At 41.3% G+C, this 17,167-nt stretch carries 8 protein-coding genes; all 8 read left to right on the forward strand.

Annotated elements, in window-relative coordinates; all coding sequences use genetic code 11:
* Positions 1-37: 37 nt before the first annotated feature.
* Positions 38-2,422 carry an ABC transporter permease gene (locus J2W55_RS14975; RefSeq protein ID WP_310097079.1) on the forward strand — a complete coding sequence of 795 codons (2,385 nt, stop codon included), beginning with the start codon at positions 38-40 and terminating at the stop codon, positions 2,420-2,422.
* 38 nt (positions 2,423-2,460) lie between these two features.
* Complete coding sequence (locus tag J2W55_RS14980; protein ID WP_310097083.1) at positions 2,461-4,827, forward strand: ABC transporter permease; 2,367 nt, start codon at positions 2,461-2,463, stop codon at positions 4,825-4,827.
* A 251-nt stretch (positions 4,828-5,078) separates the two neighbouring features.
* A complete protein-coding gene (locus J2W55_RS14985) occupies positions 5,079-7,472 on the forward strand; it encodes an ABC transporter permease (RefSeq protein WP_310097086.1) in 2,394 nt (797 codons plus the stop codon).
* A gap of 145 nt (positions 7,473-7,617) precedes the next feature.
* Positions 7,618-9,993, forward strand: a complete 2,376-nt coding sequence (locus J2W55_RS14990) for an ABC transporter permease (protein WP_310097089.1) — start codon at positions 7,618-7,620, stop codon at positions 9,991-9,993.
* 137 nt (positions 9,994-10,130) lie between these two features.
* Complete coding sequence (locus J2W55_RS14995; protein WP_310097092.1) at positions 10,131-11,162, forward strand: DUF4097 family beta strand repeat-containing protein; 1,032 nt, start codon at positions 10,131-10,133, stop codon at positions 11,160-11,162.
* Positions 11,163-11,402: 240 nt separating this feature from the next.
* On the forward strand, positions 11,403-13,826 hold the full coding sequence (locus J2W55_RS15000; RefSeq protein WP_310097095.1) for an ABC transporter permease: 2,424 nt from the start codon (positions 11,403-11,405) through the stop codon (positions 13,824-13,826).
* 148 nt (positions 13,827-13,974) lie between these two features.
* On the forward strand, positions 13,975-16,443 hold the full coding sequence (locus J2W55_RS15005; protein WP_310097096.1) for an ABC transporter permease: 2,469 nt from the start codon (positions 13,975-13,977) through the stop codon (positions 16,441-16,443).
* Between the two features lie 287 nt (positions 16,444-16,730).
* The gene (locus J2W55_RS15010) at positions 16,731-17,138 is read left to right on the forward strand and encodes a GNAT family N-acetyltransferase (protein WP_310097099.1); all 408 of its coding nucleotides are present in this window, start codon (positions 16,731-16,733) and stop codon (positions 17,136-17,138) included.
* Positions 17,139-17,167: the final 29 nt, after the last annotated feature.

The raw sequence follows: 17,167 nt of genomic DNA on the forward strand, positions 1-17,167 counted from the left end.
CTTAGAAGGTATTGTTTCTGACATTAGTATTAACACTATGATAAAGAATTATTTGAAAACCGCCTGGCGCAACATTATACATAATAAGTTTTATGCTGCTATTAATGTTGCAGGACTAACACTTGGTTTGGTTATAGGGCTTTTTATGCTGCTTTGGGTGCAGGATGAATTGAGCTTTGATGGGTTCAATAAAAAAGGTGCAGAGATATACCGGATAGGAATAGTTGGCGGTACCGACGCAAGCAAGCAAATATTCACCAGTATAATTGCCCCGGTTGCCACCTTTGCAAAAAACGAATTGCCCGAGGTTGAAGACGGCGTACGTATCATGAACGTTGGCAATGCCCCTTTTAAGTACAAGGACAAAATATTTAATGAGCAAAATGTTGCCTTTACCGATCCTTCCTACTTTTCAGTGTTTGATTTTCATCTGATAAATGGCAATGCAAAAGATCCTTTTCCAGACAATAATTCCATTGTGATAACAAACACTTTGGCTAAAAAATATTTCGGTAATGACGACCCCATAGGCAAAACGGTGATCATAGGATTAAATGAGAGCGTTAAAGTTACCGGCGTAATCAGTGATTATCCAGCTAATTCAAGTATTAAATGCAATGTATTGTTGCCATTGAGCCGGTTTAATCAGTTGGCTTATATTAAGGGCAGCATCAGTTATAACGGCACCGGCCGCATGTCATCAATGGATGCCGATTGGATAAATTTCGGCTTTGAAACATACCTGCTTTTAAAGCCAAATACAAATATTGCCAGCCTCGAAAAAAAGCTGCAAAGCATACATGAACGCAACAAACCCGATGATGCGCCGGTGCCTTACCTGGCCCAGCCTTTACTAAATATGCACCTGTACCGTGCCGATGGCAGTGACGGCGGTATTGAAACTGTACGCACATTTGCAATTGTAGCTATATTGATATTAGTAATTGCCTGTATCAATTATGTAAACCTTTCAACAGCACGTTCTATGCTGAGGGCCAAGGAGGTGAGTATGCGTAAGATCATTGGGGCAGGTAAGTTTCAATTATTCATGCAGTTTATGGCTGAAACCACTATGCTGTTTGTTATTGCTACTTTATTTGCCATAGGCTTAATGTATATATTGATGCCGCTGTATAATAGTTTCTCGGGTAAGCACCTGGAGCTTGCCATAACTAATTATGAGGTATGGATATATATAGCGGTAACCTTGTTAGGTACACTGGCAGCGTCAAGCATTTACCCTGCTTTATTATTATCGTCATTTGAGCCGCTAAAAGCATTGAAAGGACGCGTAACCGCCGGTATTGGCAACGCGGCATTCAGGAAAGTACTGGTAGTATTACAGTTCACGGTATCGGTAATGCTTATTATCGGCACACTGGTGATCAGCAAGCAGCTAAAATACATCCGCAGTAAAAATTTAGGGTATGATAAAGAAAATGTGCTTTCGTTCTCCATGCGCGATATGCAAAAACATTATGACGCCGTAAAGGCCGACTTATTGAAGCAGCCCGGCGTTTTGTCTGTTTCACGGGGAGGCAGTAATATTATTGACAATAACGGCTGGACCGGCGACAATGATTGGGAGGGTAAGTCTGCTAAATCCAGCCTGTTCTTTCATCCGGTAATTGTTGATAAGGATTTTATAAGCTTCTTCAACATGAAAATGAAAGAAGGAAAAGTATTTACCGGCGCTGTAAATGACACCACTCATTTTATTTTGAATGAGGCCGCTGTTACCGCAATGGGTTTAAAAGATCCGGTTGGGAAACGTATACGCATCCAAAAAACCAAAGGAACTATTATAGGCGTAGTTAAGGACTTTCACTACACAACCATGCGTAAAAAAATAGAGCCTGCAGTTTTGGTATATAGTCCTGAAAATTGCTTTCGTATCTATATAAAAACAACGGGTAAGGATGCTCAAAAAGCCATCGCGGCGGCCCAGCGCAGTTGGAAACAATATAATAATGATATTCCGCTTGCATATTCGTTTTTGGATGAAAACTTTAGTTTGCTGTATAAAGCTGATGAACGTACAGGTTCATTATTCAATATGTTTTCGATGTTGGCTATTGTTATTTCCTGTTTGGGTTTGTTTGGCCTGGCAACCTATTCTGCGCAGGTAAAAACCAGGGAAATTGGTATCCGCAAAGTGTTGGGATCAAGCGTTGCCGGCATTATCAGGCTGTTAGCTGCTGAGTTTATAATATTGATCATCATATCTATTTTCATAGCTGTGCCGGTTGCCTGGTATGCTACGAACAAATGGCTGCAGGATTACGCTTATAAAATTAATGTTACGGCCTGGGTGTTCCTGATTGCCGGCGGCGGCGCTACGCTTGTTGCTCTGGCTACCATAAGCATACAATCTGTAAAAGCGGCGCTGGCAAATCCGGTTAAAAGTTTGCGGAGCGAATAGTTTGAACTAAAGATTTTAATACATAGAATTTAAGTATCATGATAAAAAATTATTTTAAGATAGCCTGGAGAAGCTTGATCAAAAATAAATTATACTCTGCCATTAATATCGGCGGGCTGGGAGTGGGGATGGCCGTAAGCTTTATGTTGCTGGTATACGTTTACAACGAATTTACCTTTGATGGCTTTCACGAAAAAAAAGACAGGATATACAAGGTTTTAAGAAACCAACCGGCCAATGGTGAAGTTTACACCGGAGATGCCACGCCGGTACAGGTAGCTGGCGCGCTGATAAAGGATTACCCCGAAATTGAAACGGCAGCCCGCACCACGTGGGGTTATGACCAGCTTTTTAACTACAAAAACCGCCCGGTTAAAATTAACCTGATGGCTGCAGACCCATCCTTCCTGAACATATTTACGCTTAATTTTGTCAAAGGCAATAAACGGGACGCGTTTAACGATCTGGCATCAGTTATCATGACAGAATCGGCTGTTAAGGCTGTTTTTGGGAATGAAGACCCTATAGGAAAAATCGTAAAGCTAAATGGTAATCAATTGATGAAAGTTAGCGCTGTTATCAAGGACATGCCCGAAAATTCCACTTTCAGATTTAAAGCTATCATTTCCTGGAAATTTAATGAAGTAAATCAGCCCTGGATAAAGAGTTCAGGATGGGGCAATTATTCATTTTCAACCTTTGTATTATTAAAACCGGTTGCAAACCTAAGTAAGCTAAATACCGAGATCAAAAAGCTGATTGCGCGTTATGATAACGTAAATAAGGAAAATGAGTTGTTTCTTTACCCGTTTACCAGGTGGCATTTACATAGTGAGTTTAAAAACGGTGTAAATACCGGCGGCAATATAGAGTATGTAAGGCTGTTCCTTTTTCTGGCCATTGGCATTTTACTGATAGCCTGTATTAATTTCATGAACCTGTCAACCGCCAGGTCTGAACGCCGCTCACGCGAGGTTGGTATCCGTAAAGTAGTAGGAGCCAGAAGGGTTGCCATTATTCAGCAGTTTTTAGGCGAATCCATCCTGACAGCCTTTTTTGCTTTCCTGTTCGCGGTTTTACTAATGAAACTCTTGCTGCCGTACTTTAATGAAATTATAGGCAAGCAATTGGTTATCCCGTTTGCTAACCAATGGACATGGGTAGCCGCCATTACGGTCACCCTGATAACCGGCTTGCTGGCAGGAAGTTACCCGGCTTTGTTTTTGTCATCATTTAAACCGGTAAAGGTTTTAAAAGGCGCAAACAATACCGGTAAAAAAACATTGCACACCAGGCAAATACTGGTAATTGTGCAATTTATTTTTGCTACCTGCTTAATACTCTCAAGCATGCTCATTTACAAACAGATCAATTACATAAAAAACCGACCGGTAGGGTACTCACAAAATGGTTTGATAGAGCTCAGTCTGGAGGGTAATATGTTCAAAGAGTTTGAAAATTTCAGAAGAGACGCTATTAATTCGGGAGCTGTAGTGGATGCGGCCCCTTCATCAAACGGTATTGTGGAGAATGGCAGCAGTTCATGGGGGATTACGTGGCCAGGCCAGCTGCCCGGCGAAGACAAGATCCCGATTGATCAGATCGCGACATCATATCATTTTATTTCAACCTATGGCTTAAACCTTATTGCAGGCAGGGATTTTGAAGAAGGTCGGCCAGCAGATACCGCAGCCGTTGTATTGAATGAAGCGGCAGTTAAAATGATGCGGTTAAAGGAGCCGTTAGGTCAAATAGTTAAGTGGCAGGGCACGCCATGCACAGTTGTTGGGGTTGTTAAAAATTTTGTATGGGGATCGCCTTATGAACCCGTAAAACCCGCAATTATAGGCTTTAATAAGGGTTGGGCAAATGAAATAGGTATGCGCTTAAATCCAAAAGCTCCGGTATCAAAAAGCCTGGCAACCATTGAGGCTATCTATAAAAAATATAACCCCGAATACCCATTTCAATATAAATTTGTTGATGAAGGTTTTAGCGGTAAATTCAAGACAGAAAAATTACTTGGTACTTTATCAAGTTCGTTTACCATACTGGCAATTGTTATATCCTGCCTGGGTTTATTTGGCCTGGCATCGTTCTCGGCCGAGCAACGCAAAAAAGAGATCAGCATCCGCAAGGTATTGGGCGCCACTATTGGCAGCTTATGGTTTAATCTTTCCAAAGAGTTTTTAATATTGGTTATCATTTCATTCCTTATCGGGTCTGCTATCAGCTGGTATTACATGAACCAATGGCTTGCTCATTATACTTACCGTACTGATATTAGTTTGTGGGTGTTTGTTGTTACCATTGGTGTAAGTATTGCAGTATGTATGATCACAGTAAGCTGGCAGGCCATAAAAGCGGCTTTAAGTAACCCGGTTAAGAACTTACGCAGCGAATAAGGCGTGTGGTGAGTGGTGAGTAGTGAACCAAGAAGGTTAATTGCTATAACTTTAACTAAAATATTATTGCAAAAACGTCCATTCCCAACTCACCACTCCCTATTCACCACTCACCAAACTGTATCATTTCCGCACAATAAGTGTTTCAGTTACGAACGTTTGATTAAAGTTGGATATTGCTTAAGTATCTTATATTCAGTATTTTATTAATTTGGTATGTGTTTTACATATAAATTCTAAACCAGTTAAAAATGCTAAAGAACTACTTTAAAACGGCCTGGAGAAACCTGATCAAACACAAGGTTTTTTCGTTGATAAATATTTGCGGCCTCGCCATTGGAGTAGCTGCATTTTGGCTGATAACCCTGTACGTTGCCGATGAATGGAGCTATGACCGTTACAACACCCGCGCCGACCGCATATTCCGCGTGGTACAACACGCCACCTGGAACGGAGGTAGGCTTAATATGGCGGTTACGTCGGCACCGTTTGCTCCGGCATTAAAAAATGATTACCCTGAAGTTGAAGAAGCGATCCGTATTGATGCCGAAGGCGGTGGCAAAATAACTTTTGGCGATAAAAAAATGACCGAAGGCGGCCTGTGTTTTACTGATCATGCCATTTTTAACGTTTTTAGCTTTCATTTTTTATATGGTAATGCCGCTACTGCTTTATTAAAACCGGCGTCAATAGTACTAACAAAAACCCTGGCCGAAAAAATATTTGGCGACGCAGCCAGCGCATTGGACAAAACCGTGCTGATAGAAAATATGCCAACTACAGTTACCGGCGTAATAGCCGATGTGCCTGCTAATTCACATTTTACATTTACAGGGCTGCGTTCTTTTCCTGCCAATTATACCGACAAATGGAGTAACTCCAATTTGTACACCTACGTGTTGCTAAAAGATCATGACAATTTCAGGAAGATAGAAGCGGGCTCTGGCGCGTTTTTTAGCAAATACCTTAAAGGGGATATGGGGCCGGTAAATTACCAGCTTGAATTGCAGCCACTCACCTCTATCCATCTCCACTCAAATTTAGACTATGAACTGGGCAACAACGGCAATATTACCTATGTATATGTATTTGGAGCGGTTGCCATATTAATACTGGTTATAGCGGTTATCAACTACGTAAACTTAACTACCGCCCGTTCGTCAGTACGGGTTAGAGAAGTGGGTGTACGTAAGGTTATAGGTTCCAGTAAAAAACAGCTGATGTTCATGTTTTTTGCCGAATCGGTTATGCTTACGGCGATAGCCACCTTGTTGTCTTGTATAGCCATTCAGTTTGTGTTACCGTACTTTAACCAGTTATCGGGCAAAAGCCTGGTGTTGTTACAATTTGGACTGGCAAAAACCACTTTGGCTTTCGTTTTATTTTCTTTGGGCACTGGTATATTGAGCGGTTTATATCCGGCATTGTTACTCTCGGGCTTCCGCACTATTCCGGCAATGAAAGGGCAAATGGGCGGGCAGTATTCAACAATGCTTTTCCGCAAATCGTTGGTAGTGTTCCAGTTCATCATCACTATTGTAATGATAGCAGGCTCATTTATAATCTATCAGCAGTTACGGTATGTAATGAATAAGGATCTGGGTTTCAACAAAGCCCAGGTATTAACTTTTCATATCAACGATAAATCTGCAAGGGCTAAAATAGCGGCTATAAAAAGTCAGCTGATGCAAAACCCCGCGGTTGAAAGCGTTGGCGTGGCTGGCAATCCCATAGGAACTAATTATATAGGCTCTGTCAATTTTAATTTAGGGCCGGATGGAAAAGTCAACCCGGATTCAAAAGTTGTAGAAAACCTGATAATAGACGAGGATTTTATACCCACCATGCAGATTGAAATGGACAAGGGACGCAATTTTTCGGCAGATATGGGTACTGATAAAAGTGAATCGATCATCGTGAATCAAACGCTGGTAAATGACCTGGGTTGGAAAGACGCCGTTGGAAAGATGGTGCGTACCGGTGTTGATGAAAAGGGAAATGTGATCACTCAAAAAATAATAGGTGTGGTAAAAGATTTTAACACTTATTCTTTACAGCATAAAGTTGCACCAATGGTAATGCAAATGCCGGCATCGGCAAATGACGGCGACAACTTATATGTGCGTGTAGAGAAAAATAACATACCGGCCACACTCAATTATATCAGCAAAATATACGGGCGTTTTGATATTGAAAACAAAATTGAATACCAGTTTCTTGATCAAAACTTTGCCCGTCAATACCAGTCGGAGCAAAAACAGGGGAGTATACTGGTAATATTCACCATACTGGCTATTTCTATTGCGTGCCTTGGCTTATTTGGCCTGGTTACCTTTACCGCCGAACAGCGTGTAAAAGAAATAGGCATCAGGAAGGTTTTAGGCGCCAGTGTTACCAGTATCGTTACATTATTGTCTAAAGATTTAATAAAACTGGTATTAGTGGCCACCATCATGGCCTCGCCCCTGGCATGGTATGGTATGAGCAAGTGGCTGCAGGAATTCGCTTACCGTATTGATATACAATGGTGGGTTTTTGGCGCAGCGGGTATGGCAACCATATTGATAGCCCTGGTTACAGTGGGGGTACAATCCATAAAAGCGGCTATGGCCAATCCTGCTAAAAGCTTAAAAAGCGGCGAATAGGTGAGTGGCGAGTGGTGAGTGGTGAGTGGTGAGTGGTGAGTGGTGAGTGGTGAGTGGTGAGAAATATGACGTACAATTTAGTCAAAATACCGGGATTTAAAACCTATCACTTAAAGTAGTAAACTGAATTTTAGAATATAAGAGCATGTTAAAAAACTATATCAAAATAGCCTGGCGAAACCTTTATAAAAATAAAGCGTTTTCCCTGATCCATATTCTTGGATTAACTATGGGTATCACGGTATGCCTCATGATATTCCTGTACATAACCAATGAGTTTAGCTTTGATAAATTTCATAAACAGGGAAAAAATATTTATCGTGTAATGCGTGGATTTGATGCCACCAAGGCAAGGGTTCCTTATTTATCAGGTCCGTATGCTCCGGCATTGTTGAATGATTATCCTAAGGAAATAAAGGCGGCAGTACGCGTGCAAACCAGAAACGACCTGGTATCATTTGGTGAAAAGGCTTTTAATGAAAAGAAGGTGTACGCTACCGACGCCGGATTTTTCAGCCTGTTTTCGTTCCCGCTTATCAAAGGCGATGCAGCCACAGTGCTGAAAGAACCGGGCAGCATTGTGCTTAACGAAACAACCGCAAAAAGATATTTTGGCAGCGTTGATAATGCCATGGGGAAAGTAGTTCAGATGGATAAGCGCCTGCAATTAAAAGTTACAGGCGTTGCCAGGGATGTACCCGCAAACTCGCATATGGATTTTGATATGGTAATGCCCATAGCAAACTATGTACATGATGATGGTTTTAATGTTTGGGTCAATAACAGCATGTTTGTTTATGTACTGCTTGATAGCCAGGTAAGCAAAGCCCAGCTCGAAAACCGGTTCCCGCAGTTTATGGATAAATACATGGGTAAGGATATGGCCCGTTTTGGTGCAAAGTTTGATCTTAAACTTACCCCGCTTACCGATATATATTTTGAACCATCATCTGCATTTGACAACGTTAAGCATGGCGAAAAAAATGTAGTATTCATATTTATATCCATTGCTATACTTATCATGCTTATTGCCTGTATCAACTTTATGAACCTGTCGACCATACGAGCGGTTGAGCGCTCAAAAGAAGTTGGGATGCGTAAAGTGATGGGCGCTTTGCGCAATCATTTAATTATTCAGTTTATAGGCGAGTCATTTTTACTGACATTGATTTCATGCGCGCTGTCTATCGGTTTGTTATTAATGCTGATGCCCTGGTATAACCAGTTCCTCGGCTATGAATTAGCCATTTCGTGGAACAAGCCGCCGATTTATCTTTTCCTTATGGGGGTAATATTGGTTGTTGGTTTTTTAGCCGGCAGCTATCCAGCATTTTTCCTTTCCGCTTTTTCGCCGATACAAGCGCTCAAGGGTAAATTAAAGCTCGGTAAAAGCGGTACCCTTTTAAGGCAGTCATTGGTTGTATTACAATTTAGTATTTCGGTTTTGCTGATCATTGGTACCATTGTTATCATGAACCAGATGAGCTTTGTGAAAAGCAAATCGCTGGGTTATGATAAGGAACAAACAGTACTTGTAAGTATTGATAATAACGATATTTATAACCGTCGCCGAACCTTTAAGGACGAACTGCAAAACTCAGGTAAGGTAACATCTGTGTCGCTGATGTCGGGCGAACCGGGCGGTTTTTTTGATGTTCAGGTTTTTGATGTGGAAGGACAGCATGAACCTTTCAAATCAAGGTCTGAATTTGCTGATTTTGAATATGTGAAAACATTAGGCTTAAAAGTTATAGCGGGCAGGGATTTTTCGGCGCAATACGCTACAGATACCACCGAAGCCATGCTTATAAACCGTACCGCGGCTAAACTGCTTGGTTTTACTCCGCAACAAGCCATTGGTAAGTGGATAAAAAATACGCTGCGTGATGATAAAAGGCGAAGAGTAATAGGCGTGGTTGAGGATTTTAATTTCCTTTCGCTTAAAGAAAATATGGATGCGCTGGTCATATCGCCAAGTGAAGACAGAAGGGTAGCCGTTATTAAACTAAAACCGGGGAACATTAAAGGCGCTTTGGCAACTATAAAAGATATTTACAGCCAGGTGGCGCCTATATATCCATTTGAGTATAAGTTTCTTGATCAGCAGTTTGATACTACCTACCGAACTGACATCAAGCAACAAACCATGCTGAGCATTTTTTCGGGCCTGGCCATATTTATTGCCTGCCTGGGGCTGTTTGGTCTGGCCTCGTTCACTGCCGCTAAGCGTACCAAAGAAATAGGTGTACGCAAGGTGCTTGGTTCATCGGTACAAAATATATTGCTGCTAATATCAAAAGATCTGTTAAAACCCGTATTGCTGGCTACGGTCATAGCTATGCCGGTTGGATATTATTGTATGCATAAATGGCTGCAAAGCTTTGCTTACCGCACCTCACTGCATTGGTGGATATTTGTATTGGCCGCGGTTGTAACATTTATAATTGCATTACTCACCATCAGCATTAAGTCGGTTAAAGCGGCGTTGGCCAACCCTGTAAATAGTTTAAGAAGCGAGTAGGGGTAAGCTGGCATTGAGTTGTATATAGGTTGTATTACCGGATGGATAACGCAGTGCGGTGCGATTTTCGGATTTTTTTCATCGCAGATGCAACCAATGCTTATTAAATGGGGTCTTACATATAAAACCAACATATCATGAAAAAGTATTTACTGTTATTATTTGTGGCTTGCCAGTGCTTTGCCGCGTTAGCACAAAACGACCGCACGCCGTATATGACAAAATCATTGGCCAGTGCCGGCATCAAAGCTGTATTTGTTAAAACGTCAGGTGGCAGCATTGCCGTGAGCGGGGCCAGCGGTCAGGAATCCCGCGTAGAAATTTATATAACCGGCAATAATGGTAATAACGACCTGTCAAAAGACGAAATAAAAAAACGTTTGGAAAATTATATACTGGACGTAGCCGTGAACAACGGCGAATTACACGCCACAGCGAAGAACAAGAACAGCGGTTTCTTTAACTGGCGAAATTCGCTTAACATCTCCTTTAAGGTATTTGTTGCAAAGCAGGTAACTACCAGCTTAAATACCAGTGGGGGCAGTATCAGTCTTGACAATTTAACCGGTAGGCAAGATTTTGAAACCAGCGGCGGAAGTTTGCGTGTTGACAATTTAACCGGTGCAATACATGGCAGAACATCAGGCGGAAGCATAAATATAAGTAACTCCGGACAGGATATTGACATGCAAACCAGTGGTGGCAGCGTTCATGCTACTAATTGCCAGGGGCATATCAAGCTTCAAACCTCGGGCGGTTCATTACAGCTGGAGGGTTTAAAAGGGAATATTAACGCAACAACAAGCGGCGGCAGCATACATGCCAGCAACATAGGCGGCGAATTTGTAACAGGTACGTCAGGCGGAAGCATTAACTTGTCGCAGCTGGCTTGTGCCCTTGACGCGTCAACCAGCGGCGGCAGTTTTCACGCGCAGTTTAACAGTGTAGGCAAATACGTGAAAATTGATGTAAGCTCCGGCCATATCGATCTGGATATTCCTTCAAAGCAGGGACTTGATCTTGATCTTCGCGGCGAGAAAATAGAGGCTAATCTGGCCGGTAATTTCAATGGCACCAAAGAGAAAGAAAAAGTGCAGGGTAAACTTAACGGTGGCGGCGCGCCGTTTGAAGTTAGGGGCAATGGCAGGATAAACCTAAGCCTCAATTAACCGTAAACAAAATTACTATATTACACAAAGGCCTGGTTTACCAGGCCTTTGTGTTTAATAACTGTATCATAACCGAACATACACTGTTACGCCTGCGAACAGTTAAGGTATGTGTTTATTGAATTAATTAGCTGATATATAGTTAGTTATATAATTGGTACGTGTTTTAAACAGGTTTAATTTTTAGCAGCTGCCTAAAAATAGAATAACAGGCTGCCCTTGAATTTATAATAATAAGCCATGATAAAGAATTACCTACGGAGTGCCATACGCAACATAAGCAGACATAAATTTATAGCGTTCATTAATATTTTTGGTTTAACCATTGGTTTAACCTGCTGCATGCTTATCCTCATTTATATAGTAAATGAATTAAGCTATGATAAGTTCAATAAAAATGCCGAAGATATTTATCGGGTAACCCGGAGCTTTAATACCGCTGATGGGGTTCAAACCCTTAACCTGGGATGTGTTGCACCTCCATTTGCACCTTTGTTAAAAAATGAATTTTCGGACATTAAAGTTATAACCCGTGTACGTGGAGCCGGAACCGTGTCTATGCGTTATAAAGAAAAGCTGCTTAACGAAGATGGGGCATATTTTACCGATGAAAACTTCTTTAATATATTCACGGTAAAAACCATCAAAGGAGACCCGGCCACTGCTCTTGCTGATCCCTACGCGGTAATGATGACCGAGGAGATGGCCCGCAAATACTTTGGTGATGAGGATCCCATGAATAAAGAGATCAGGCTAAATAACCTGTTTAACTTTAAGGTTACCGGTATTTATAAACCCTTCCCTTCCAATTCACAACTGCACCCCGGCATGCTGCTCTCGTTCAGCACATTAAAGGATAGCTTAATATATGGCGATAAACAATTACGTACCAATTGGGGCAATAATGACTTTTACACCTATCTGCTCTTACCAAAAAACTATAATACAGAGCGCCTTACATCGTTGTTCCCGGCTTTTTTAGATAAATATGTTCATTACAACGGGGAGGCGGGTAACTCTCACGAATCAAAGAACAGCAAATTACACCTCCAAAAACTATTGGATGTACACCTGCGCTCACACCTGGATACCGAGATTGAGCCTAACGGCGATATTAAAAGAGTATATATATTTTCGGCCATCGCTTTGTTTATTTTGCTGATAGCTTGTATCAATTACATGAACCTTTCAACCGCCCGCTCCACGCTAAGGGCTAAAGAAATTGGCATAAGAAAAGTAATAGGTGCCCAGCAAAAAGAGATCATCACCCAGTTTTTAAGCGAATCGGTGCTCATTACTTGTTTCTCGTTGGTGCTGGCCCTGGTACTTACCTGGCTTTTAATACCGTTTGTTAATCAATTTTCAGATCTGAACCTTTCGTTTAATATCTTATATCAGCCAAATGTATTGATACCAGTGTTGCTGTTGCCATTTGTGGTTGGGCTTATCAGTGGTATTTACCCGGCTATTTTTATGTCGTCATTTAAACCGGTGAAGGTTTTAAAAGGAATACTGAAAGTTGGCTCGGGCAATGTGTCCTTCCGCAAGGTACTGGTGGTAGTGCAATTCTCTATTTCTATTGTTTTAATAGTGGCTACCACTGTTGTATTTCAGCAGCTGCGGTTTATACAGCAAACATCGCTGGGGTTTGACAAGGAACACATTATCACAGTAAACAGCCCGTTTTCGGATAGTCAGTTTGAAGCCTTTAAGAACGAAGTGATGAAAAATGCCGATGTAAAAGAGCTTGGGCGTTCATCACGTATCCCTTCTGGCCGTTTGCTTGACAATAATGGAATATCCGTTTTTGAAGGCAGTAAATCCCTACCGGTTAAAACCGATGTAAAATATGTGAGTGCCGATTATGGTTTTATCCCCACCTATGGCATAAAGATGCTTGCAGGGCGCAATTTTTCGCGTGACTTTGGTACAGACAGCAATAACTACATCTTAAACGCTATAGCTGTAAAGATGCTTGGCTTAAAAACCCCCGAAAACGCTATAGGAAAAGATATGATATATGGAGGGATAAAAGGAAAAATTGTTGGTGTGGTGAACGATTTTCACTTCGAGTCAATGCATCAAAACATTATTCCGCTGTTGTTCCGTATGCCTGGTAGCCGCCAGTATCGCAAATTGTCAATTAAAATTGGAGGGCACAACATTAGTGGAGCTATTAATACTATCCGTGAAGCCTGGCGTAAATCACAACCCGAAACACCTTTTGAATACACTTTTTTGGATGAGAGGTTCCAAAAACTATATGATAGTGAGCAGCAGCAGGGCAGTTTGTTTACCATATTTTCATTTATTGCCATATTTATTGCCTGCCTGGGTTTGTTCGGCTTATCGGCATTTACCATTACCCAAAGGGTAAAAGAGATAGGGGTACGCAAGGTGCTGGGCGCAAGCATTCCGCAAATTGTTACGGAGCTTTCAAAAGACTTTTTAAAGCTGGTGCTCATAGCATCAATAATTGCCCTGCCGGTTGCCTGGTACGCTATGAATAAATGGCTGCTTGATTTTGCTTTCCGCATTAGCATACAATGGTGGGTATTTGTAATGGCAGGCGTTATAGCGGTGGTAATAGCCTTTGTAACCATTAGTTTTCAATCCATTAAAGCGGCGAGCGCCAACCCGGTGAAGAGCTTACGGAGCGAGTAATGGTGTAGTGAGTAGTGGTGTAGTGAGTGGTGAGTACCGCTGAGGGGTGGTGATTTGTTGGTGGTGAATGATGAATGGTTGAGTATGAGTAGAGTAGAATATGCTGACAATACAGGAGTTATAATTTGATCTTAAAGTTTTAACCATCATGATAAAAAACTATTTTAAAATAGCTTTCCGTAGTTTTTGGCGGCACAAGCTTTTTACGCTTATTAATATTATTGGCCTATCCATTGGTATCAGCTCGGCGTTGGTTATTTATTTGATCGTTCATTTTGATTTTACATTTAACCAGTCATTTCCCGATGGCGACCGCATCTACCGGGTTGTTTCTAATTATACCTTTTCGGGAGAAGTAGCGAACAACCGCGGAGTTTCGGGCCCTGTACCCGAAGCTGTGCGCACCGGAGTGAGCGGGATAGCCATATCGGCGCCATTTTTTTGTCTGAACCAGCCTAACATATTTATTCCGGCTAAATCTGGTGTGCCAACTAAATTCAAGCTGCAGGAAAATGTAATGCTAACCGATGGCCGCTATTTTAATTTATTAAATTATACATGGCTTGCCGGTACAGCTAAAACGGCATTAAACGCGCCTAACCAGGTTGTGCTGACCGCAGACCAGGCAAAAAAATACTATCCGTCATTATCATACAGCCAAATGCTTGGTCGCACCGTTACTTATGATACCATAAGCACAACAATTACCGGCATTGTTGAGCCGTTAAAAGGCAATACCGATTTTGCCTTTCATGATTTTATATCCTATACAACAGCAAATAATAACAAATCCCTTTCAAATGAGCTGCGGCTTGATAATTGGGGAGGGACTACTTCGGCTTCGCAGCTTTTCGTTAAGTTATCACCAAACACCACGGTATCGCATATAGAAAAACAGCTAAATGAGCTGCTGAAAAAAAACAGTCCGCCTAAGCCCGAAAATAAAGGCAATACCCGCAATTTTAGTTTGCAGCCGCTGAGCGATATACATTTTAACGGCAACTATGGCTCATTTGATAGCGGCCGTACTGCTAACAAATCAACTTTATATGGTTTATTAGCTATCGGGCTATTTCTGTTAATATTAGGCTGTATTAATTTTATAAACTTAACAACGGCCCAATCTTCGCAGCGCGCCAGGGAAATTGGTATCCGCAAAACAATGGGAAGTACCCGCGCCCAACTGATCGGGCAGTTTTTAAGCGAAACCTTTCTGATCACTACCATTGCGGTAATAACTGCAATTTTACTTGCCCCGGTGATATTAAAGCTCTTTGCTGATTTTATTCCCGGCGGCATTAGTGCAAATATTGTTCAGCAACCCGGATTGCTGTTATTTTTAATAATATTAACCGTAGTGGTAACCCTGTTGTCCGGTTTTTACCCGGCCATGGTGTTATCAGGTTTTAAACCGGTTTTAGTGTTAAAGAACCAGGCAGTTAACAGCAGCAGTAAAACAAGAAATGCTTTTTTAAGGAAATCATTAACCGTGGCTCAGTTTGTAATAGCACAGTTTTTTATAATGGCCACTGTATTGGTTAGCAAGCAGATATATTATGTGCTGCATAAAGACCTTGGATTTAAAAAAGATGCTATTATCGTTATTAATTCTCCGTGGAAAAACCGCACAGCCAGTCACAACCAGGTATTTATGAATAAACTGCGAGCCATTCCCCAGGTAGCAATGGTAAGTGTTGGCAGAGGGGCCCCTTCTTCAACCGAAGGTAATTCAACCGAAGCTACCTATAAAGATGGCAAAAAAGAGATTAAGGTAAATCTGGAATTAAAGTTTGGCGATCAGCATTATATTGATGTGTACAAGATCAAACTACTGGCAGGTCGCAATTTAAAACCAACTGATACCGCTAAGGCATTCCTCATCAATAATACTTATGCCAGGTTACTTGGGTTCCGGAGCCCGCATGATGCTGTTGGTAAACAGATAGATAATTTTAACGGCGATACAAAAATGGAGATAATAGGGGTGGTGGCTGATTTTCATCACGCGTCATTGCATTCGCCCATTAAGCCTTTAGCTATTTTAACAAGTAGTGAACCCAATAATAACGGCACATTTCATATTGCATTAAACAGGGAAACCGCTGGCGGCAACGAGTGGAAAAAAGCCATTAAAGGCATGGAAAAGGCCTGGAAAGAAATTTACCCTGAAGATGATTTTGAATATCATTTTTTTGATGAAAATATAGCTAAGCTTTATGAAAATGAGCAACATACATCCACGTTGCTTACCTGGGCTACCGGGTTATCCGTATTCATAAGCTGCCTTGGTTTGCTGGGTTTGGCCATGTATACTACTAATTTGCGCACCAAAGAAATTGGTGTACGGAAAGTGCTTGGCGCATCTGTTGCTCAAATTGTTACTCTACTGTCAACTGAGCTGGTACTGCTCACCATACTTGCATTTGTTTTGGTTACCCCGCTGGCCTGGTACGCCATGAATAAATGGATGCAAAGCTTTGCCGACCGTACAACCATCAGCTGGTGGATATTTGTTTTAAGCGGTGCGGGTATGCTGTTGGCTGCGTTGTGTACGCTAAGTTTCCAAACGGTTAAGGCCGCAATTGCTAACCCGGTTAAAAGTTTAAGAAGCGAATAAAAAATTGTTAAAAATGCTTTTTAATAGCAGGTTTTGAACAAAAAACACCCGGTTTTAATGCTGAATTTTATCTCATAGCGTTAAATTTAACATTATTTGGCGGCTCATTTCAGGTATTTTTAACATTAGTCGATATGTCTTTATTTTTAAGCGGGTCGTAAATAAATTGTAAAAAAAAGTGTAAAACCAACCGAGAGTTTATACAACTGGCAGGCAATATTTTATTCTGCTTGTTTATTCAGCAGCATAACGATAAATTGGAGCATCAACATTAAAACCTTATTGTTATGCGCGCAAAAATTTACGAATTAATGTACCCGTTACTCAACGATGGCAGCGGTATATATGAACTTGATGATCTGAAAGCCTATGTTGATAAGATCATGGAAAAAGCATGCATCATTTCGGTAATGGAGCAAAACGTTTTGCTTGGGTTCCTGGCATACTACGCTAATGACTATGAAAGCAAAAACGCGTTTTTATCAATGGTGGTAATTTCGCCAACAGTACGTAAAATGGGTTACGGCAGAAGGCTGGTCGATTTTTTTATTGCCGATCTCGTCCTCAAGGGGTTTAAAAGATGCCTTACCGAGGTAAAAGAAGACAATATAAAGGCCATAAATGTGTGCAAAAAGGTAGGTTTTTCTTTAATCGGAAAAAAAGACAAATACCTAATAATGGAAAAAATGTTATGATGCTGTTGGTGGCGGTAATCAGATCAGAT

Origin of the sequence: Mucilaginibacter pocheonensis, assembly GCF_031456535.1 — a bacterium.
In the GTDB taxonomy this organism is placed as follows: domain Bacteria; phylum Bacteroidota; class Bacteroidia; order Sphingobacteriales; family Sphingobacteriaceae; genus Mucilaginibacter; species Mucilaginibacter pocheonensis.